A 20,482-nucleotide genomic window follows, 5' to 3' on the forward strand; every position below is an offset into this window, starting at 1 on the left:
ATTTGGCAAAGAAACACCGGGGTGAGCACGTCTATAGCGTGCCACATGAAAACCTCCCTCATCCTCCTCGCCGCCCTCTCCCTCATCACCTCCGCCGTCCAGGCTGCTGACACCGTCGTCACCCTCAGTGGCGTGCACAATTGCTGCAAAGGCTGCACCAACGGCATCATCAAGGCCGCCGCCGGCGTGAAAGACACCACCGTCACCGCCGAAGGCAAGACCGTCACCATCACCTCCAAGTCCAAGGCCAACGCCAAGAAAGCCGTCGAGGCCATCGTCGCCGCCGGTTACTACGGCACCAGCGATGAAGAGAAAGCCAGCACCACCGCTTCCAGCGCCGCTCCCAAGAAGCTCACCGAAGCCACCGTCAGCAGCGTCCACCTCTGCTGCCAGAAATGCGCCAACGCCATGATTGAAGCCGTGAAGACCGTCCCAGGCATCACGGAAAACACCGTCGCCTCCAAGGCCAGTTCTTTCACCGTCAAAGGTGATTTCACCGAGGCCGAGCTCACCGCCGCCCTCAACAAAGCCGGCTTCGCCGCCTCCATCAAGTAATCCAGGCGATCTCATTTCACCTAATCAAAAGGGCGACCACCAAGGTCGCCCTTTTTCATGCCCCCAACGTACAACCCCATTCCAATGGGGTTGCATCCCGATTCACCCACAAGCCAGAAGTCACCAAAGCACCCGCGAACCCGCGCCAGCAAAGTAGTCATCTCGCTGAACAAATCCCAAAGCACTCGATAGGCCAGGTCTTCTGCCTGGGACATCTGTGCCCTCTGCGCTATCTGCGGTTAATAAATCAATGCTTCGTTAGCAAAGATCACCTCGCATTATAAGCATCCGAATACCCGCGCTCAAAACTCCGGCGGCTCCGCGGATCATACCTCCCCGTGTGCGCCCCCGGATCATTCTGCCGGCCAGACACACGATCCCTCAGCCCATAATCATACCCCTGCTGATAGACCGGATCATTGGAAGGCGCGGGTGAAGGCGGCGGCGTGTTGTTGTAGCCACCACCCCCCGGATAGTTGTTCCCGCCACTCTGCGGATAACCATTGTTGCTTCCAGGATACGGCGGCACATACGTTCCGCCCGGCTGCTGTCCAGGCTGCTGCCAGCCACCCATGCCCTGACCGTATCCATATCCAGGTCCAGACGGCGGAGCCTGCTCTGGTGCATACCCCTGATCATACCCCTGGCGATACGCCGTCTGCGTCGCCGGCGTGTAGCTCTGGTAGTGCCTCTTGTAGTTCTTCCCCAGCCTCGCATTCCCATCTGCGCGGCCATCAGACACACCGCGCTCATACGCCTGGCGCTCCTGCTCCTGACCCTGGTCACGGTTTTGGTTACGCCACTCCTCCCTCGGCCCCGAATAAGGCGCCGGCTGCTGCGGCCCAAAAGGGCTCATTGGATTCCCATAAGGATCCACACAGGAAACAAGCAGCAGGGCAGGGGAGAGAAGGAGAAGACGCATAGTGAGGGAAAGAATGACGAATCACTAAATCCGAATGACGAACGAATGTCGAAGCCCGAATCATGAAAAATGCAGGCCAGGCGCAGGCATAGGGCAGGGGATGAGACGTGCTACAGCCCCCCAATTCGTCATTCGTCATTCTGGTTTCGTCATTTCCGCGCCCCGCTTCATCTCACCCCACCATCGCACTCCTCAGCGGCCCCGTTATCACCACCTACCACCGATCTACTCAAAGCGGATCACATACTCGCCCTTCTTGTGCATGTGCTCATGGTCACGCGCACGCATCTCCAGATACGCCGTGTCATTCTTGATCCAGTCCATCTGGCGCACCAGCTTGTCGCGCGTTCCGGCCAGCGCATCGCGCTGCGTCTTCAGCGCCTCCAGCTTCTCCCGCTGCGCATTCTGCTCAGCCAGAGGCTTTTTATAAATCTCCACCACGACGGGCACCACCAGCAGCAGCAGGCAGATCTTCCCGAGCCTCACCAGCCCTCCCAGCATGCGGTCAACAGGCTGCGGGGCGGTCGGGGACTCGTTCTGGATCTCTTGATACTTCATAAAGAGGTGCCGCGTCGCGGCGGAGTTTAGTTACATACTTGATTAGACTTAGACCTTCATGCGGCCGCCGAAGATCGCGTTCTCACCCAGCTCCTGCTCGATGCGGAGAAGTTGGTTATACTTTGCGATACGGTCGCTGCGGGAAAGGGAGCCCGTCTTGATCTGGCCGCAGTTCGTGGCCACAGCCAGATCGGCGATCGTGTAGTCTTCCGTCTCACCGGAGCGATGGCTCATCACAGCGGTGTAACCATGGCGGTGAGCCAGGTCCACAGCGTCCAGAGTCTCGGTCAGGGAACCGATCTGGTTCACCTTCACCAGGATCGAGTTCGCCGTCTTCGCGTCGATGCCCTTCTGCAGGAACTTCGTGTTCGTCACGAAGAGATCGTCACCCACCAGCTGCGTTGTCGCGCCCAGAGCGTCCGTCAGATGCTTCCAGCCCGTCCAGTCGTTCTCAGCACAGCCGTCTTCGATCGAGATGATCGGGAAGTTCTTCTTCAGCTCGGCATAGTAGGCCACCAGCTCTTCAGCGGTGCGCTCAGACTTGTCGCTCTTCTTGAAGACATACTTGTTCTTCGCCTTGTCGAAGAACTCGGAGGAAGCCACGTCCAGGGCGATGAAGATGTCTTCACCCATCTTGTAGCCAGCCTTCTCGATCGCCTGCGCGATCACTTCCAGCGCATGGCTCGCGCTCTTCAGCGTTGGGGCAAAACCGCCCTCGTCACCCACCGCCGTGTTCAGACCCAGATCATGCAGGATCTTCTTCAGCGCGTGGAAGACTTCCGCGCCATAGCGCAGAGCTTCGGAGAAAGTCGGAGCGCCCTTCGGCATGATCATGAACTCCTGGAAATCGATCGGCGCGTCAGAGTGCGCACCACCGTTGATGATGTTCATCATCGGCACAGGCAGCACCTTCGCGTTCGGCCCGCCCACATACTTGTAGAGAGGCTGGCCCAGAGCCACCGCAGCAGCCTTGGCGACTGCCAGGGAAGCACCCAGGATCGCATTCGCGCCCAGCTTGGACTTCGTCGGCGTGCCGTCCACTTCCAGCATCGCATTGTCGATCGCCACCTGGTCGGAGGCGTCGCTGCCGATGATGCAATCCGCGATCTCGTTGTTCACCGCATCCACGGCTTTCAGCACGCCCTTGCCCAGATAGCGCTTCTTGTCGCCGTCACGCAGTTCCAGAGCTTCGTGTTCGCCGGTGCTCGCACCGCTGGGGACGGCAGCGCGGCCCATCGCTCCGTTTTCCAGAAGCACGTCGACTTCGACAGTAGGGTTGCCGCGGGAATCGAGCACTTCGCGCCCGATGACTTGTACAATGGTAAGATCGTCCATGAGGGTGATTTAATTCAGTATGCTTAACTAATGGGGTTTTGGCAAGCAGGCAACCCCAGGTCATTCCCAGGAGCCCGACAAGCGGCATGGGTGATAGCCGGAATCGTGCCCCACACAAGAGGAACAAAGCAAACCCCTGGTCACGGGGCCAGTTCGCGGTTCCCAGTTCTCAGTTCGCCGTTCTTCGAACACGATCCACCTGGATCAGCCTTGATCCGTCTAAACCCCCGGTAGGGGCCTGCTCCGTTCTCCGTAGCAAGACTGCGAAGGACGAATGCGTCGGGCCCCATTTGTTCTCCTGAACGTCGCCAGCACACCCAACCCCAGATAGGCCGGATCAGGTCGGATCCACTCGGATCCCCTCCCGTAGCGGCTGGCGTCAGCCCGCCGTTCTTCGAACCTTGATCTACCTTGATCACCCCCAACGTGGCCAACTTTCTCCGAAAGTTGAGCCCACTTCGCCATCTCCATCCACCTCAGCTTTCCCTCACAGTTTGATCCACCCGGATCCCAATCTAAACCCCCGGTAGGGGCCTGCTGTGTTGGGCCCCACTTGTCCTCCCCGGACCCGCGAACCACCCAACTAGCCATCCTCACCCACGACCACCCCGAGCGAGGAGCGCGAGAGTCTCCACCCGCCAACCAGCGGCTGTCTGACAAACCACCGCAAACCACTGCAAACCACTGCAAACCACTGCAAACCACTGCAAACAATCGCAACCCACCGCAAGCAGCTCCCGGTGTACCTGGTCATTAGCATCCTATTCATGGCTCATTCTCCCCGAATCTTCCCCCACCATTCCCACCTCGCCAAGTGACCCAAGCGGCCCCTTTGGACACCGCGCCGACATCTCTACTTCTCTGTATTAGCGTCCAATCAGCGGTTAAAACCCTCTGAAAACAACCGCGAACCGAAAACCGCGAACCGAGAACCGTTACCCCAAAGAACCATCCTCGACATTCGAACAACCCCCATGCTACTCTCGTCAGACTGAGCTGACACACAACGTATCGTATCGCCATGAAAGCCATCGTCCTGCCCCTGCTGCTCACCCTTGCCTCAGCGACCCTGGCCACCGCCGCGCCCGCGCCCATCGCCAAGATCACCACCCTCACCGGCAAGACCTTCCGCCAGTGCCACATCGTCAAAGTCCACCCGGACGGCGTCTCCTTCCGCCACGCCAACGGCGCCGCCAAAATCCTCTTCACCGACCTCTCCCAGGACTGGCGCGACCGCCTCGGCTACAGCCCCTCCAAAGCCGCCGCCTATAAAAAAGAGCGTGCCGACAAACTCGCCGCCGAAAAAGCCGCGCGCGCCAAATACGAGGAAGCCCGCTTCGCCGCCCTCGCCGCCGCCGCCGACCGCGCCCGCATCCAGGCCCTCGGCCAGGAAGCCCAGGCCCGCGCCGCGTTGGCCATCGCCCAGCAGCAGCAAAACCAGTTCGCCAACGACAACGGCCCCTCCGTCATCCCCGTCCTGCCCGCCCTCGGCGCCATCCACGACACCACCGGCGTCTATGGCCGATACGACCGCTACCGCGCCTACCCCTACGGTTACACCAACGGTTCCGGCTATGCCTACCCCTACGGCTACGGTTACCCCGGCTACCCCTACAACGGCAGCTACGGCATCGGCCTCAACTACAACGGCTACGGCGCCACCTACCACCACAACCACGGCGCCTGGGGCGGAAACTACTGCCGCCCCGGCGGCGCCACCTTCCGCGTCACCATCCGGAAGTGAAAGCATTCGTAGTTAGGTTACGATGTTTCAACGCATGTGGAATCACAAGGCGGAAGTTTTCTGCGCGGTGCAGCGCGTCAATGCGTGTAATTTCTGAAAGCCTCTTTCTCTAGTCTTGATTGGTGAAAGTTATGGAGTCATAACATTTTCAATGGACGCGCACGTCAACGCAGCATTGAATTCACGGGCCGGAGATCGCTTTCACTATATGTGGGCTGCAAGGAGATGCCTGAAAATGATCCAGCCGGGTTCTTCCTTACAGTATGTGATTGTAGAAGGATCGAGTGATCCAAAAAAACCAGGAGAACTAGTGATCGACCTTCAAGAGACGTACTCTCAAAAGGACTCGTTGGATTCCATCCACTACTACCAGCTCAAGCACTCAACTGTGCGAGTCACTAAGCCGTCTACCTTATCAGAACTTGGTCGGACTTTGAAAGGCTTTGCACTGCGGCATGTCGAGACAAAGAAGCGTCGTCGCAAAGCGCAACATTACTACCACTATGTTTCCAATCGGCCAGTTAGCGATTCGATAAAGAACGCTATAAGCCAAATTGTTGCTGGAGAGAACGCGCCTGTTCAATTTGTCAAAAAACTCATGTCTGTCACCGGTTTGGCCGGAAATGAATTACAAGCTTTTCTGTCAGCTTTTGACATTGCTGATCAAGAGAGCGGCTATCTGGGCCAAGAAAGGGAATTACAGTTTGAGTTGTCCCGATTGGCAGCTGGGACCTTAGAAGAAGGGATGACCCATCGGATGCTAGGATTGATCTCTGATCAAGCGCTACCGAAGTCAGGCACAAGCAAAAAACGGGGACTAATAAGCCAGGTCGATGTTCTAAAGGTTTTCGGTGTGAGCAATGTCAGAGATCTTTTCCCCGCGCCAACATCCTTTGAACCTCTAGGAAGCGCTTTTGTTCGTGAACAACATTTAGAGATAGTAAAACAGATTGTAGCTTCAACTTCGCGTACTGTTATCATTCATGCAGAGGGTGGAGTTGGTAAGACCATTGTGGCGCAGCAAATAAAGGATACTCTCCCGCATGATTCATTCGGCCTAGTTTATGACTGTTTTGGTGGCGGAAATTACCGAAGTCCAAGTCAGCCTCGGCATCGCCCCCGCGATGCCTTAATGCAAATGGCAAATGAGATGGCCGTCGAAGGGCTTTGTTCTAGTTTGATTGTCCCAAACCAGTCGGCATCGCAGGAAGTTTTTAAAGCCTTTATGAGGCGTGTAGGTGAGGCATGCGAAGCGCTGCAACATAAGAATTCGGAGGCAGTGCTCATGCTCCTCATTGATGCAGCGGACAATGCAGAAATGGCGGCGCTGGAGCTAGAGGAGAATGGTTTTGCTCATTTGTTGATAAGAGAGAGACCACCGAAGAATTGCCGCCTCGTTTTTCTCTGCCGATCAGGACGCAGACAGCTTCTACATCCTCCCTCTAGTGTTCTGCAAATTCGTCTCAATGCGTTTACAATAAGTGAGACTACCCGGCACCTAAAATCACACTTCCCCAACGCCACCGGGATGGAAGCAAAAGAGTTTCACAGGCTTACTGGCGGTAATCCTCGCATTCAGTCCAACTGCCTTGCGTTCGCAAAGGAATCAATTCAGGGAATGCTTCTCTCACTCGGTCGAAAGCGGATCTCCATTGATGAACAAATTGGAAATCAGCTCCAAACTGCGATTGACCATTTGAAGGACCTGCATCCCAAGATAGAGGGAGAGCAGATTGATGCCATATGTCGAGGACTGGCAACTTTACCTCCTTTTATTCCAATTGTGGTGTTAGCAGCCGCTGCACAAGTTGAGCCAGCAACGATTGTTAGTTTCATTTCAGATCTTGGCCGACCTTTGTGGCATTCTGATCAGTCCGTGCAGTTTCGTGATGAACCCACGGAGACGTGGTTCAAGGAGACTTTTGCCGCGAGTGCAAGTGACATCCGCATCTATGTGGCTGCTCTTGAACCTCTCTCCGCAACTTACACTTATGCTGCGAGATCATTGCCCGCTCTCTGGCATCAGTCAGGTGAACATGACAAACTGATTACCTTGGCACTCTCTGGCGAGTTTCTGCCAGAAAATAACAGTATTGAGGCTCATGAGGTGAGCATCTACCGGCTTCAATTTGCGCTGAAAACAGCACTGAAGGCCAGGAGAATGGTGGATGCTGCGAAGTTGGCTCTACGGGCTGGCGAAGAAATGGCCGGGAATCTACGCCAGTTGGAGTTATTAGAGAACAACACGGACTTGATGGCCACCCTGCAAGATGCCCAAATAGTTCAAGAGTGTGCTTACAAGCGTCAAATACGGGGTGCGTGGAAGGGGTCGGAAGAAGTTTTTGCTGCTTCTCTTCTAGCATGGAACAAGGACTTTCAAGGTGAAGCCAGCAATTGTTTGAGAACTGCGGGCCTCTGGCTCGATAACTATTTTCAGGAGAAAAGTAGGCTTCCGAAGAATGAGCGCTTCCACCATGAAGAGTTAAAAAGATCGGAGATTGCCGAACTCGGCTGGGCATGTCTTGGGCTGCACGGTCCAAAAGCTTTCTGTGGTTTTATTACTGGATGGCAACCAGCTGAGATGATTCATGAGGTAACAGGTATCATTGTCGGGCGCCTTGTGGATAGGGGGCAGTTTGAGATAATCGATGGTATTGCTCGGAGTGGCGCGAAGTGCTCTCATCTCATACTTGCTCTCTGCCATGAGTTGTTGCGGGTGAGCAAACTACCCCCGAAGGTTTCTCTGAACTGGACACTCAAGCGGTTGGCTGAAGGTCAGGAAAAGCTCGATGAAGCGCCTTGGGATACAAGACGAGAACCTTTATTGGCCTCGCTGGTGAGTTTTTCGGAGGCTTGTGCCTATCACAAGCTTTCAACTGAGATGATATGCCGAGTGCTAGAAATTAAAGCCGTGTATGTTCCATCGATTCATACAATCACAAGCGGCTATGACAAGACCTCCCGCTATGCCTTTGCTAAGGCGCTCGCATTGCATGCAGTGCTCAATGGGCAAAAACTACCTGATGTTGAATCTCTCCTGCCAGAACCTGCCAAGGAAGCAAAAGAACATGCAGAAACGAAGAGAGAGCGCAAAGATGCTAAGAGCATACTCCGAACGTTGGTCGCTGTATGTGAAATTCGAGCAAAACTTCTTCTTCGCGAAGAGGGGTGGGAGCAGTTGGCAATTTCGCAAGCGAATGCAGCCGTTGAACTATCCTCGTTCGGCGATCATGACGAACGTTATTCCACGATAGATACTTTCTGGGACGAGTTGCAGGTCGAGAAGTTACGAATCGTAGCTCTGCAAGCGCGGGCTAGCGATGAGCTCAAGGAGATGATTATTAAAAATCTCCACAAAAAATCTCCCTCTATGGGAGCGCTGGCTCACCGCGTCCAAATGATGCGGATTGCCTATCGCCATGAAAACCTGGTAGACATTGGTCACGCTGCAGAAATTGCGTGTCAGCAATTGGCTGGCGCGATGGACTCTCCAGAGCCCAATCAGCGTGGGCATTGGTTTGTGCAGATGGCTCGTGCCGTGCTGTCTCTTAGCAAGGACGATGCTGCTGCCTACTTCGTCAATGCGGTAGAAGAAACTTCAAAGTTTGATGATGAGATTACAACACGTTGGGAGGCGGTATGCTCGCTGGCGCGTGGGGCGGGCGATGTCCAAGGTGAAGCTGTAATGCTGGCATACCGATTCATTCGGTGTGCCGAGTTGGTTGGCATTTCAACGGATGATGAAAAGCATTGGGATCGCCAGAACGTGATCAGAACTTTGGTTCACTTGCATCCGGCCTCCGCCTTCACAGGGCTAAGTCGCTGGAATGAAAGATATCTAGGCACGCAGCCTCGGCTCACTGAGACACTGTTTGAAGAGATTGCTCAGACAGGTAGACTGCAAGCCGCGGCTTGTTTTGCGGCGACAGGTTTTATTGGGCCACACGGTGCGCTTGAGTTGCTAGAGCTTTGCCTAACACACGAAGCATCGAAGAGTCGCCAGCAGAAGTTTTTGAACCAAACTGTCGTAGATGCTTTCAGAGATGGCAATTTACTGGATGAGCGGATTAAACTCACCACTTTAGCCGCCCAGTACGGGCTGGATGTTAATTGCCTCAATGAACACCTACTGAGGGCCGAGGGCATGCAAACTTTTGTTCAAGAACGGCCAGCTTCGCTTAGCTCAAAGAATCTGTTGCCCGAACAAATTAGATCCGTTGAGATGTTGTTTCCAGGATGTGATCTGAAGACTACTCAAGGTTTGGTAAAAGCAGTGAAAATGGTCTGCGGACCTATCATGATGGGAGAAGCTAAGCCTACCCTGTCGGATTTGTTAGACCACGTCCCACGAGGGCGTGAGACAGCATTCATGCAGGTAGTCTTAGGTGAGCAAATAGTCGATTATTTCGACATAAGATCCTTGATGGGGCTTATCAAACAGAAATGGTTTGGTCGGGCAGCGGTGGCACGTGAATGGTTGCCTTTTCTGCAGAAAGCTGGAAGGAGATTTCACTATGCTCTGTCGGAGAGTCAAAGGCTCGCTTATTTCTTGAAGGAGTGCGAACTTAGCGAGACAGAGTTAAGAGAGTTGAAAAAAGGGATTCTCCAGCAAGTGGAGGAATCGACAACTTTGCTACATAGCGCGGCTCTTTTTGGCTTTGCCACCATAGCAGTAGAGGGATTGCCTCTTGTGAAAGTCAGAGAGGTTTTAGCCTACGCTTTGGAGAGACTTGAGAAACATTTGCCGCCAGAGTTTGGTGATGGTCCTTGGGAGGAATGGCTGACGCCTCCAGCAAATGTCTTGGATTCATACACTGGTCTGATCTGGGCAAGTCTAGGCAGTCCATCCTCTAAAACTCGTTGGCAAGCTGCACATTGCGTGCGCAGACTTGTCGAGTTGGATTGCCAGGAGGAGATAGCATCACTACTACGATGGATTGGCAGATTAGAGATTGCTGCTTTTTTAGGGCGGGAATTTATTTTTTATGAACTTCATGCCAGATTGTATCTGTTGTTTGGCCTTGCTCGTGGGGCATTGGACTTTCCCGGGAGTTTGCTTCGACACGTGCAAGTTTTTATTGATCTTACGAAAGGGCCTCCGCATGCCCTGATCCAGCTTGAAGCATCTAAATTGGTGCAGAAAATAGAAGCGGCTTATCCTGGCACTATTTCGAGTTCAGAACTTCAAATGATGACCAATTTGGTGAAGTCTCCCTTCCCGTTGCGTGAGGTTAATGAACAAGAATCATTTCAGAGCCCATGGCATCAAGACGGCCTACGTGAATGGCCGCGAGAGCCTAGTTTTGGAATGGATTTTGAAGCCTACTGGTTGCCTTCGTTGTGCAGAGTGTTCGAAGTGCCTCTTTCGGAATTGCAGGATTTGATGCGATTCGAGGCAGTGGAGACATTGCGCGTATCTTGCTCAGCTGATTATCGAGAAGATAAACGTCGTCCGATCTGGAGATCACAAAATTTTGACTGGCGTGGGACTTACCATAGCCACGGTGACTATCCTTGGATTCATGATTATCATTTTTATTTTGCGTATCATTCTCTGATGATTGTCGCGGCAAAGCTCATGGCTCGCATGCCTATTCTTCATCGTGCTAGCTGGGATGAGGAAACTGATCGTTGGACCGATTGGATTCGACGCCATCAATTGGTCCGAGGCGACGGAAGGTGGCTTTCAGACCGGCGTGATCCAAGTCTCCCGCCACGAAGGCAACCGTCCTCTACTTACTCGTCAGACTGGCTTTTTGAAGTTCAGGCCGATGACTTCTATGATCTGCTAGTCGCGCAAGCCAGCATGCAGGGGGGCCTATGTGTATACGGTTACTGGAACGATGTTGAAAGCTACCGTGAGGAAACCATTTCCATTAATTGTGCTTTTGTTCTACCAGCACTAGCGGATTCGCTTGCCATCGCCGTACGCACAGCAAATGACGTTCATTTTTGCAGTTTAAGAGGCATCTTGAACACTGTTGATCATTCAAAGCAGGATGCGATTTTTGAATTGATACCTTTCATCAATCACGATGGTCATAGTAGAAGTGGGCACGATGACTTTGATCCTTATGCGCACTCACTAAACCTGCGCCCCAACATCATTGATCAGCGTCTGATTGAATTGTTTGGGCTCACTCATGATAGCGATGAGCGGTTTTGGTATATTCCAGGGAATCAACAGCCAGCACTATCGGTAGATATTTGGAGCGACCAGCGAGAGTCTCGTCATGCAAGTTTTACTCGTTCTGGACAGCGAGTTTTCGCCTCTGTTGATCTTTTGAAGCTGGCATGTGCCCGATTTGGACGTTCGCTGGTGATTGATGTCGAGATACGAAGGTCAATGGAGCGTAGTGGCTACGAGGGATCTGATTTTTCTCGTTTGCCTCCGTCCAAGAAAGTCTTCATTTTGGACTCAAATGGAATCCTCCGAGACACAAAAACGCATTATCAGCTTGGGCAAGCTACTCGTTGAAGGTTTGGAACGTGATCATAGCAGTAAGCCCGTTACCCACTGGATGGCTCATTATGTTGCCCAACTCATAGTCGAAGCTGAAACAGCTACCAGTGAGAATAAAGAGATGGCGCAAAAGCGCTGCTTCGAGACGGTTTTGATGTTATGGAGTCACCGATCAAGCTTGCCTCATGGTTCTCGACCATTGGAAGATTTCGAGCCCTTGTTTGAGACATTGAATAGGCTAAGTCCGGAGAATCCGCGTTTTTGGCATAACCAATATTTGCGAGGACACGAAGTCGCTCTGGACGAGGAAGCTGCTCAGACTTTGGCGGTTATCGAGAGCATTGATCGCGCCGCACGCATTCTGATGAGTGAGCTTCTCAGTTTTGCCGTGGAATCGTGCCGCAGTGAGGACACTTTGCGCTACTTGAAAAACTTGATGGGCGAAACTGAAGATGCGGACATTCGGTTGGCAGTAAGGCTTTTTGATGAGTATGGCCCGGAAACTAAAGAGGCTCAGAAGGACGGTCAGCATAAGCAACTCACAGAACGCATCGAGACTTTGAATCGTTTTATCGAAGGGGCTGTGAAGATGCGGAACATGATGCAAGCACGTTTGAGTTGAACTCAAGAATCCTACCTCTCCGAATTGGAGACTGAAGGTTTCAAATGCTTGTCAAAGAACGCCAGCACCAGAGGCCTTAAATCCTTCTGCTTCGACTGCAGATGAAACGTGTGCGGCGCATCCGGGATGATCTCCAGGTGATGTTCAATTTTTTGTTCGGCCAGCGCCTTCGCCAGCGTCTCCGACTGGGACACATCCACCGTCGTGTCCGCCGTGCCGTGCAGGATCAGAAAAGGCGGATCCTTCGGGTCCAGATGCGTCAGCACCGTGAACTGCTTGTACAGCTCCGGCGCCTCCGTCCGCGTCGCGCGCAGGATGGACAGATCGCGATGCTCAAAAGTCGCCGGGCCATACATGTCCACCACACAGTTCACCCGGCAGGAAAGCTCCCCATGCGGCCCGCTCGGGTCCAGGCCGCTCTCCGGCCCGGTGATCCCCACCATGCTCGCCAGATGCCCGCCCGCCGAACCCCCGATCACCCCGAGGTGATCCACATCCAGGTGCAGCCGCTCCGCGTTCGCCCGCATCCAGCGCACCGCCGTCTTGCAATCATAGAGGTTCTGCGGCCAGCACATCGTCGGCGACTTCGGATCATCCAAAAGATAGTCGATGCTGAAACACACATATCCATGCGAGGCCAGCGTCGTCCCGATGTTGATCTCCCGCGCCGCATTCCTCACCCCGCCCTTCCACCCGCCGCCATGGATGATCAGCACCCCCGGGTGCTTCTTCCCATCCTCCACCTTCGGCAGATAAAGATCCCCCTTCTCCTTCCGCCCCTCCGGCAGATAGCTCACATCCTTCTCCACCTTCACCTCCAGAGCTGGAGTTGAAGCAGGCGCATCCGCCGTCACATCCGCCGCAGGGCAGGGGCACACAGGAAACAAAACAGAAACAGACACGGCCACCGCCGCCAGAGAAGTCAAAATCAGTCGCATCCCCCCATAACGCACACACCCGCCTCATCCTGCAAGCCTCCAGAAAGGGCTGGGGACTTCTCCATCTTCATTCATGGCCTTTCGTCACAGGATTAACAGGATGGCAGGATTAACAAGATTGGAACCTTGAGGTCTTAATCCTGTCCATCCTGGAATCCTGTTAATCCTGTAAAAACTAACCGCGAACCACCCCCGACCCACATTCGCCCCCAGAGTTTTCCATTTGCAGAGGCGGAATCGGACGGCATGACGTAATCTCCTTCCCAGACAATGACTGACGTCCACATCCAAACCGCCATCCTCGACATGGGCCGCCGTGCCCGCGCCGCCGCGCACGAGTTGGTGAAACTCACCTCCGAGCAGAAGAATGCCATCCTGCTCGCCATGGCGGACGAGATCGATGCCCAGCAGCCCGCCATCCTCGAGGCCAACGCCAAGGACCTCGAAGCCGCCCATGAAAAAGGCCTCACCAAGGCCATGATCGACCGCCTCACTCTGGACCCCAAGCGCCTCAAAGCCGTGGCCGATGCCGTGCGCGAGGTCGCCGCCCTCCCGGACCCCGTGGGCGAGGTGCTCAGCGCCTGGACCCGCCCCAACGGCCTGCGCATCACCAAAAAGCGCGTCCCCATCGGCGTCATCGGCATCATCTTCGAGTCCCGCCCAAACGTCACCACGGACGCCGCCAGCCTCTGCTTCAAGACCGGCAATGCCACCCTCCTCCGCGGCGGCAGCGAGGCCATCCATTCCAACGTCGCCCTCGCCGCCGCCCTCCAGACCGGCGGCGAGCGCGCCGGACTGCCCCAGGACAGCGTGCAATTGATCCCCTTCACGGACCGCGCCAGCGTCGAGCACATGGCCAGGATGGACCAGTTCATGGACCTCATCATCCCGCGTGGAGGCAAGGGGCTCATCGAAAAAGTCGTCGCCACCGCCCGCATGCCCGTCATCAAGCATTACGATGGCGTCTGCCACATCTACGTCGCCCCTTCGGCGGACCAGGACATGGCCGTGAAGCTCATCCTGAACTCCAAGACGCAGAAACCCGGCGTCTGCAATGCGCTGGAGACCGTGCTCGTGCATGAGAGCATCGCCAAAGAGTTCTACCCCAAGCTCGCCACCGCCCTGCGTGAGGCCAAGGTCGAGATGCGTGGTGATTCCACTGCTGTGACCTACCTCGGCAGCGATGCCAAGGCCGCCACCGAAGAGGACTGGAGCACCGAGTATCTCGATCTCATCCTCTCCCTCAAAACCATCTCCTCGTTCAGCGACGCCGTCAGTCACATCAATCGTTATGGCTCCCACCATACCGACAGCATCGTCACCAAGGACCGCGCCGAGGCCGAGCGCTTCATGCATGAGGTGGACAGCGCCGTGGTCCTGCACAATGCCAGCACCCGCTTCAATGATGGCGGCGAGTTCGGCTTCGGTGCCGAGATCGGCATCAGCACCGACAAGCTCCACGCCCGCGGCCCCATGGGCCTTGCCGAGCTCTGCAGCTACAAATACCTCATCGATGGCGACGGCCAGACCCGCTGATCCACCCCGAGCTTCCTGCCCCTCATGAACCTCGACTGGATCAACGAATTCCTCCCGCAGTTCCGCTGCCCTGACACGCATCAACCGTTGCGCTGGGCCACCCCCGAAGACCTCCAGCGCCACGGCCGCCCCGCCGACGAAAAAGCCCTCGCCCGCCAGGACGGCACGAGACTTTTCGAGATCGACGCCGGCATCCCCATCCTGCTGCCCAAGTAATCTTGGTTAGGTGAGGCCTGTGGAAGTCGCGGCAGCGTCCTGGAGTGCTCCAGCCCTCTGGAGCTTTCGTCGGAGCGACTGATGCACACATCCCCCAAACACCACCTAACCTCCCCCAGCCTTCGCGCATCAAATTGAGCAAATAAATGGTTAGTCCTTCAAGGGCGCCAGAGGACTGGCGCACTCCAGGACGCTCCGCGCCGGTCAAGATCTCTGCGAGCTATTACTCCTACGGCCCACCTGACGACCTCAGCGAATTCCCGCCTGGCTGCGGCGGACCCTTGGGCTTGGCGGACTGCCAGTCGCCGCTCGCCCGCAGGCTCTTCTTCTTGTCGTCTCCCGCCTTTGGCTCCTGCTGGAGAGCGGACAGGTCAGACTCGCTGCGATTGCGCTTGAGCGCATCCAGCACCCTTTCCTTCGGCGGGGCCTGCGGACCACCCTGCTGGTTCGCGCCCACGGCCACTGGCACGTTGGCATTCTGCCCGTTCACCGCGGGAGGAGGATTGTTCTGCGCGGCCACCCCAGGAGGTGGCGGGGCAGGATAGTTGGGCGCAGGCGGCAATGGCGCAGGGTAGTTCGGGGGCTGCAGATGGTTCTGCGCCGGAGGCTGCACGGCAGGAGGCAAGGGGGCGGGATAGTTGGGCGCTTGAAGGTTCGCGCCGTTCCCCACTCCCACATTCACGTTCACCTGGAGGTTCTGAGCCGGCCCGCGGATGTTCTGCGCCAGCCTCCCAAAGCCCCCACCGCCCACGGATTCCGTGGCTAGATGCAAATCCCGCATCAGGCGGTTGTTGGCATCAAAACGGACCGGCGGAACCTGATTCTCCATCTCCTGTTTCGTGTCCCGAATCATGTCGGCGATGCTGCCCGGACCATTGGGGGGAGCCGCCGCCACAGCGGCTTGCACCGCGGCCACCTTCGCCTGTCCGGCCAGCGTGCTGCCTGCGGGCGGACCCGGAACCAGCTTGTCCGTCAGCTTGTTCATGTACTGCTTGCACTCACCGGCCTGCCTGCCCGCGCTGTTGTAGGTGTCCTTGATCTTCTCCAGTTGGGCGCGCTCGTCGTTGGAGATCTGCGGATTGTTGTCCAGGAAGAACTGCACCTTCGCCGCATTGGCTGTAGGTTCGGCACTGTTGGTTAGGTGAGTCTTGAGGGCGCTTTCACCCTGCATGGCATTGGCCGCCTGGGCCGGAGTCTGGTCCAGCCCCAGCATGCCGCCCGGCTCCTTGGCCTCCCATCCGCACATCGCCTTGAAGAAGGCCTGCTGGGACTGCTGCACGTTCTGCGGCTGCGAGGCCCACTGCATGACCGCTCCCAGGTTCGCAAAGCGCGCCGCACCGGTGCTGGCATCCATCTGGCTCGCTTCGGTGTTCCAGGCGCAAGCCTTGGAATCCATGATCAGCGCCTTCACCATGCCGCTGGAGTTCGTGTAGTTCAGGTGCCCCTGCAGATAGGTGCTCAGCTCGCCCTGGCGGTCGCCGGAGAGATGCGAGCTGTTGCTGAAGTTGTCGACAGCGCTGCGCAGGGCCTCGTTCTGCTTCTCTTCCGCACCGAGCGGCAGGTCCAGGCAGAAGCGTGAGTCACCCGCCGTGCAGCCCATGCCGGCCACTTTCAAATCGGAGTTCCACTTGTTGCTGCTGAAGACGTTCGCGGCCATGGCGTCGTAGCCCTGGTTCAGCAGGATGTCCACGGTGGGGGAGTTGGTTTGAAACTCACTCACACCCATGGTGTCACGCCCGTCTCGCTTCTGGCTGACCAGCGTGTAGTCCGTGCCTGGCGCGCAGTAGAGATTGGCCGCCATCGCCTTGCCCAGCATGGTGCCAGGTGTCACCAGATCCGTGTCATCCCCCATGAAAAGGGACGCGTTGTTGCGCTGCAGCGCCTGGCTGTGGATGAGGTTTCTGGCCGCATTCGCGTCCAGGTCTTTCCACTCGATGTGGTTGTTCTCGCAGTGGCGGATCACCGGGCCGATCATGTAGGCCATGTTGCGGGCGCCGCCATAGCCCGCGTTCCGGGACTGGCTCGCGTCGAATAGTTTGTTAGCGTCATCGCCTGCCAGGCGCTCCACATCCTCCATGGAGAGATGCACGATCTTCAGCCCCTGGTCCACGTGGTCGTCCATCAGCTTCTGGCACAGGTCCTCGTTCTTCTGCCAGAGCGCGGGATCGTGCACATCGCTTTGATCGATGATGATGATCGGCGTGTTGCCGAGGTTGAAGTCAGGCACTCCGTTGTCACCTTCCTTGATGAACTCCGCGCTGCGCACCATGTCATTCACCGTGCTCTGCAGCCACGGGCACTGGTTTAGGTCGCGTCCTGCTGTGGGCAGCACTGGATACACATTTTGAAGCCCGGTCGCATAGTTCTGCTTCTGGTCCATCGCATTCAGATGCCCTTCCATCTGGCGGGTGAACTCCATGAAAGCGCGGTGGCTCATCGGCTTCACACTGTCCAGGTTGCCATTGACCGGAGTGCCCGCATTGAAAGGATCTCCCGCAGATGCCAGCGCGCCAAAGCGCTGCACCACCGGCAGCAGCCTGTCCGGTGTGGCGTTCATGTTCGCGATGCGATTTTCAGTGTCCTGCAGCTTCGCGACAAATCCCTCCAGCTTGGTCTTCTTGTTCTCCAGACCCTGCAGTGCCGCCTGATTTTCAGGTGTCGCCGCAGCATTCACCTGCCCTCGTGCGTCATTGATCTGCAGGTCCAGCGCAGGCAGCAGATTGTTTTGGATGTGCTGCCGGTGCGCTGTCATCTTGTTCCCCACTTCCGTGAACCGTGTGGAGATGTTCTGCGCGGATTGCTGATGCCGCTCGTTGGCTTCAGTCTCCAGCGCATTCTTCAGGGCGTTGATGCTGGTCTGGTTCTCAGGCTTGGCCGCCTCAAATTTGCTCCACTGCTTTGCCTCCGTCTTTTCGATCGTTTCCCAGAGCGTTGCCAGATCAGGCGCTTCATCCGCACCAGCCACCGCAGACTCCTTGAGAGCCCCGAGCAGCCTCACATCACCCTCGCGCATCGCCCCCAGGCTGCTGCCGGTGATCTTGAGGAGATTCTGCTGCGGCATGCGCAGAGCCTGGGAAAAGTCGTTGTCACTGAATTTCGGCAGTTCCGCAGCCGTGGCAAACAAGCGCGCCGTGAACTTGTCACGCGTGTGCGCATCGTTCGCCTCCAGCTTCGGCATGTCGGCACCCTCTTTATGTCCCTTCATCATCTGCGTGCGGAAGGCCAGCTTGTCACACACCGCCGCCATGCCCTGCTGGGACACTGCGTTCTGCTCCAGGTGCTTGAGGAAATCCTTCGTGAGCTGGCTTTCCACACCCGTGGTGTCACGCTCATCCAGTCTCTGCAGCGCTGCCGCCGCATTTACCTGCGGGCGTATGTGCTCCAGCATGTCCCTCGCCATGTCGTTATCTCGTGTGCCGGCCTCCAGGCGGTTGTAGAGCCGGTTTCCAGAGGCACGATCAGCCTGCAGCAACTGCCGCTGCTGCTCAGGGCTGAGTCCGCTGATGGCTGTCAGCATCTGGCTGTCTGTCAAAGTCTGGCCCCAGCGCTGCTGCTGGGCCAGCAGAGACTCCAGCACCACGCTGGCCTGGCGCTGCTCCCCCGCCACAGCCGGATCCATGCGCAGGCCGGACTTTTGCAGCTGGCCACGCAGCACCCCTGTCATGCGCGCCACCTGCATGTCAGAGCCTTCGCCTGCTAGCAGCACCGCATCCATGTCCTTGCAGCAGGCATTCACCGCCTTCTCGCGGTCGGACTTGATGAACCGGTTGTGGCGTTCTCCCGTGGCGTATTCCTGGGTGCGCTGATTCCACGCCTGCCGCTCAGCAGCATCCGGGATCTTCGGCGCATTGGCAGCCGGCGGGCCTGGGGCCGGTGAAAAGGGGGAGCTGGCGTCGTCGTGCTGGCCAGTGAGGGAGGCAATGATGCGGGCGCGTTGTTCGTCGTTCATGGCGGTCTCTCAGTTACCCCATCGCCGCTCTTTTGTGACAAGCCCGGTCAGTGTGTCACAGAATGCCCGGACGGGGCTACTTCGGCTGACAGATCACGCCGAATCCGCTCGCCCCGCCTCATGTTCTCCTTTCTCAAATTCCTCACCGCCGCTGGCGTCGCCACCTTTGGCATCTGGTACATGTTCCAGTATGACAGCATCAATGAGGTCACCGGAGGAGTCGCCTTCATCTGCGTGCTCGGCGCCTTCGTGCTGCTGAAGTGGGACCCTGACTTCGGCCCCAAAGACTTCATCGTGAAATACAAGCACCTGAAGTGGAAGCCCGGTGAGTTCACGCGTCATTGGTTGATCACCGGAGATACCGGCGTCGGCAAAACCACCTCCGGTTTCAATCCACTGCTCCACCAGATCAGCATGGCCCGGCCTAACTGGGGCGGCTTGATCCTCGGCGCGAAAGGGGACGAGCACTTCTTCGCCATGGAGCACTTCACCGGTCACGGCCGCCCGAATGACGTCTGCGTGCTCATGGTGCGCCCGGACCGCAGTGACCGCTCCTGGCAGCCCAAAGAGCGCTACAACCTCGTCTCCGATCCACGCCTGCCCTACACCACGCACGCGAAGAACCTGGTCGATACCGGCGCATCTCTCACCGAAGGCGAGCAGTCCTCCTTCTTCAAACCCGCTGCGCAGCAGGCGCTCACGAGTGCGTTTGAATTGCTCGAAACTCTTGGCAAACCCGTGAACGTCCTCCGCGCTTATGAGTTCCTCACGGACAAATCCACCATGGAAGAGCTCTTCAACGAGCTTCTCGATGCCGAAAGCACCCCTGAGCGCATCAAGATGGCCAAGTACTTCGATCAGACCTTCCTCAGCGCCCAGGCCGCCGAACAAAAAGAAGGTTTGGTCGGCACGCTGAAGGTCATGCTCGGCTTCTTCACGCATCCGGACATCGCGGAGATCTTCTGCTCAGACCTGCCCAATACCATCGACATCACCGATGTGGACAAGGGCCGCGTCTTCTGCACCGCCATGCCGCAGACCTTCCAGACCGAGCGCCGTTACATCAACACCTACATCAAGCTGCTCTTCTACACGCATGCCATGATGCGGTTTGATAAACCGAAGTCCGAGCGCAAAACCGAGAACCTCCTCATCGCCCTCATGGATGAGTTCCAGGCCCTCGCCACTGCCAGTGAGGACGGCATCTCCGACCACAACGTGATCGACCGTCTCCGCGCCGCGAACTGCTGCCTCATCCTCGGCATGCAGAGTGATGCCTCGCTCTTCCCCGTGCTCGGAAAAGAAACCGCTCAGGTGCTCACGTTGAACTGCCGCTCCCGCATCGCCTTCCGCCAGCCGGATCCTGAAGGCGCGCAGGCCGTGGCGGAGTTCATCGCCAAGATCGAGAAGAAGAAAAAGTCCCGCAGTTATGGCTTCCTGGGCAAGGACAGCAGCACCACGGTGAACAAAGAGTGGGACTACGAGGTCCAGCCCGGCGAGCTCATGAAGATGCCAGACGCCACCGCCTGGATCGTCCATCCCAGCAAGGACAAGATCCGCATGCGCATCCCCGCCATGGATGGCGCCGGCAAGATCCCGGACTGGTGGAAGTGATGACCTCTCGCTGACCTTCATTGTTTCAAG

The 20,482-nt window shown here is 56.7% G+C and carries 12 protein-coding genes; 7 read left to right on the forward strand and 5 right to left on the reverse strand.

Annotated elements, in window-relative coordinates; translation table 11 throughout:
- The first annotated feature begins 45 nt into the window (after positions 1–45).
- Positions 46–555, forward strand: a complete 510-nt coding sequence (locus BGE01nite_RS06510; protein WP_146849622.1) for a cation transporter — start codon at positions 46–48, stop codon at positions 553–555.
- A 268-nt stretch (positions 556–823) separates the two neighbouring features.
- Here BGE01nite_RS06510 and BGE01nite_RS06515 read toward each other — a convergent pair whose 3' ends face one another.
- From BGE01nite_RS06515 to eno, 3 genes are all read right to left on the reverse strand, one after another.
- Positions 824–1,477 (reverse strand): hypothetical protein, encoded by a 654-nt coding sequence (locus BGE01nite_RS06515; RefSeq protein ID WP_146849623.1) that lies wholly within the window; start codon positions 1,475–1,477, stop codon positions 824–826.
- A gap of 225 nt (positions 1,478–1,702) precedes the next feature.
- Positions 1,703–2,035, reverse strand: coding sequence for an FtsB family cell division protein (locus BGE01nite_RS06520; protein WP_146849624.1), 333 nt, complete (start codon positions 2,033–2,035; stop codon positions 1,703–1,705).
- A gap of 48 nt (positions 2,036–2,083) precedes the next feature.
- Positions 2,084–3,370 carry a phosphopyruvate hydratase gene (eno, locus tag BGE01nite_RS06525; protein ID WP_146849625.1) on the reverse strand — a complete coding sequence of 429 codons (1,287 nt, stop codon included), beginning with the start codon at positions 3,368–3,370 and terminating at the stop codon, positions 2,084–2,086.
- 1,021 nt (positions 3,371–4,391) lie between these two features.
- Between eno and BGE01nite_RS29700 the strand changes: the two genes are divergently transcribed.
- The 3 genes from BGE01nite_RS29700 to BGE01nite_RS06540 all read left to right on the forward strand — a co-directional run bounded on the left by BGE01nite_RS29700 (position 4,392) and on the right by BGE01nite_RS06540 (position 12,199).
- A complete protein-coding gene (locus BGE01nite_RS29700) occupies positions 4,392–5,114 on the forward strand; it encodes a hypothetical protein (protein WP_146849626.1) in 723 nt (240 codons plus the stop codon).
- Positions 5,115–5,229: 115 nt separating this feature from the next.
- Positions 5,230–11,592, forward strand: coding sequence for an ATP-binding protein (locus tag BGE01nite_RS06535; protein WP_146849627.1), 6,363 nt, complete (start codon positions 5,230–5,232; stop codon positions 11,590–11,592).
- Positions 11,537–12,199 carry a hypothetical protein gene (locus tag BGE01nite_RS06540; RefSeq protein WP_146849628.1) on the forward strand — a complete coding sequence of 221 codons (663 nt, stop codon included), beginning with the start codon at positions 11,537–11,539 and terminating at the stop codon, positions 12,197–12,199. The genes BGE01nite_RS06535 and BGE01nite_RS06540 overlap by 56 nt, the downstream gene beginning before the upstream one ends.
- Positions 12,200–12,210: 11 nt before the next feature.
- On the opposite strand, the gene BGE01nite_RS06545 is transcribed toward BGE01nite_RS06540, so the two are convergent.
- Positions 12,211–13,137, reverse strand: coding sequence for an alpha/beta hydrolase (locus BGE01nite_RS06545; protein WP_146849629.1), 927 nt, complete (start codon positions 13,135–13,137; stop codon positions 12,211–12,213).
- Positions 13,138–13,407: 270 nt separating this feature from the next.
- Here BGE01nite_RS06545 and BGE01nite_RS06550 point away from each other — a divergent pair, with 270 nt between their 5' ends.
- Together BGE01nite_RS06550 and BGE01nite_RS06555 are read left to right on the forward strand one after the other, a co-directional pair.
- Positions 13,408–14,673: a glutamate-5-semialdehyde dehydrogenase gene (locus BGE01nite_RS06550; protein WP_146849630.1), complete on the forward strand. Its 1,266-nt coding sequence runs from the start codon at positions 13,408–13,410 to the stop codon at positions 14,671–14,673.
- Positions 14,674–14,697: 24 nt separating this feature from the next.
- Positions 14,698–14,889, forward strand: a complete 192-nt coding sequence (locus BGE01nite_RS06555; RefSeq protein ID WP_146849631.1) for a hypothetical protein — start codon at positions 14,698–14,700, stop codon at positions 14,887–14,889.
- Positions 14,890–15,118: 229 nt separating this feature from the next.
- On the opposite strand, the gene BGE01nite_RS06560 is transcribed toward BGE01nite_RS06555, so the two are convergent.
- The gene (locus BGE01nite_RS06560) at positions 15,119–18,838 is read right to left on the reverse strand and encodes a hypothetical protein (RefSeq protein WP_146849632.1); all 3,720 of its coding nucleotides are present in this window, start codon (positions 18,836–18,838) and stop codon (positions 15,119–15,121) included.
- Positions 18,839–18,958: 120 nt separating this feature from the next.
- Here BGE01nite_RS06560 and BGE01nite_RS06565 point away from each other — a divergent pair, with 120 nt between their 5' ends.
- On the forward strand, positions 18,959–20,452 hold the full coding sequence (locus BGE01nite_RS06565; protein WP_146849633.1) for a type IV secretory system conjugative DNA transfer family protein: 1,494 nt from the start codon (positions 18,959–18,961) through the stop codon (positions 20,450–20,452).
- Positions 20,453–20,482: the final 30 nt, after the last annotated feature.

The sequence above is a fragment of the Prosthecobacter gellanilyticus genome (assembly GCF_007992435.1).
GTDB lineage: Bacteria > Verrucomicrobiota > Verrucomicrobiia > Verrucomicrobiales > Verrucomicrobiaceae > Prosthecobacter > Prosthecobacter gellanilyticus.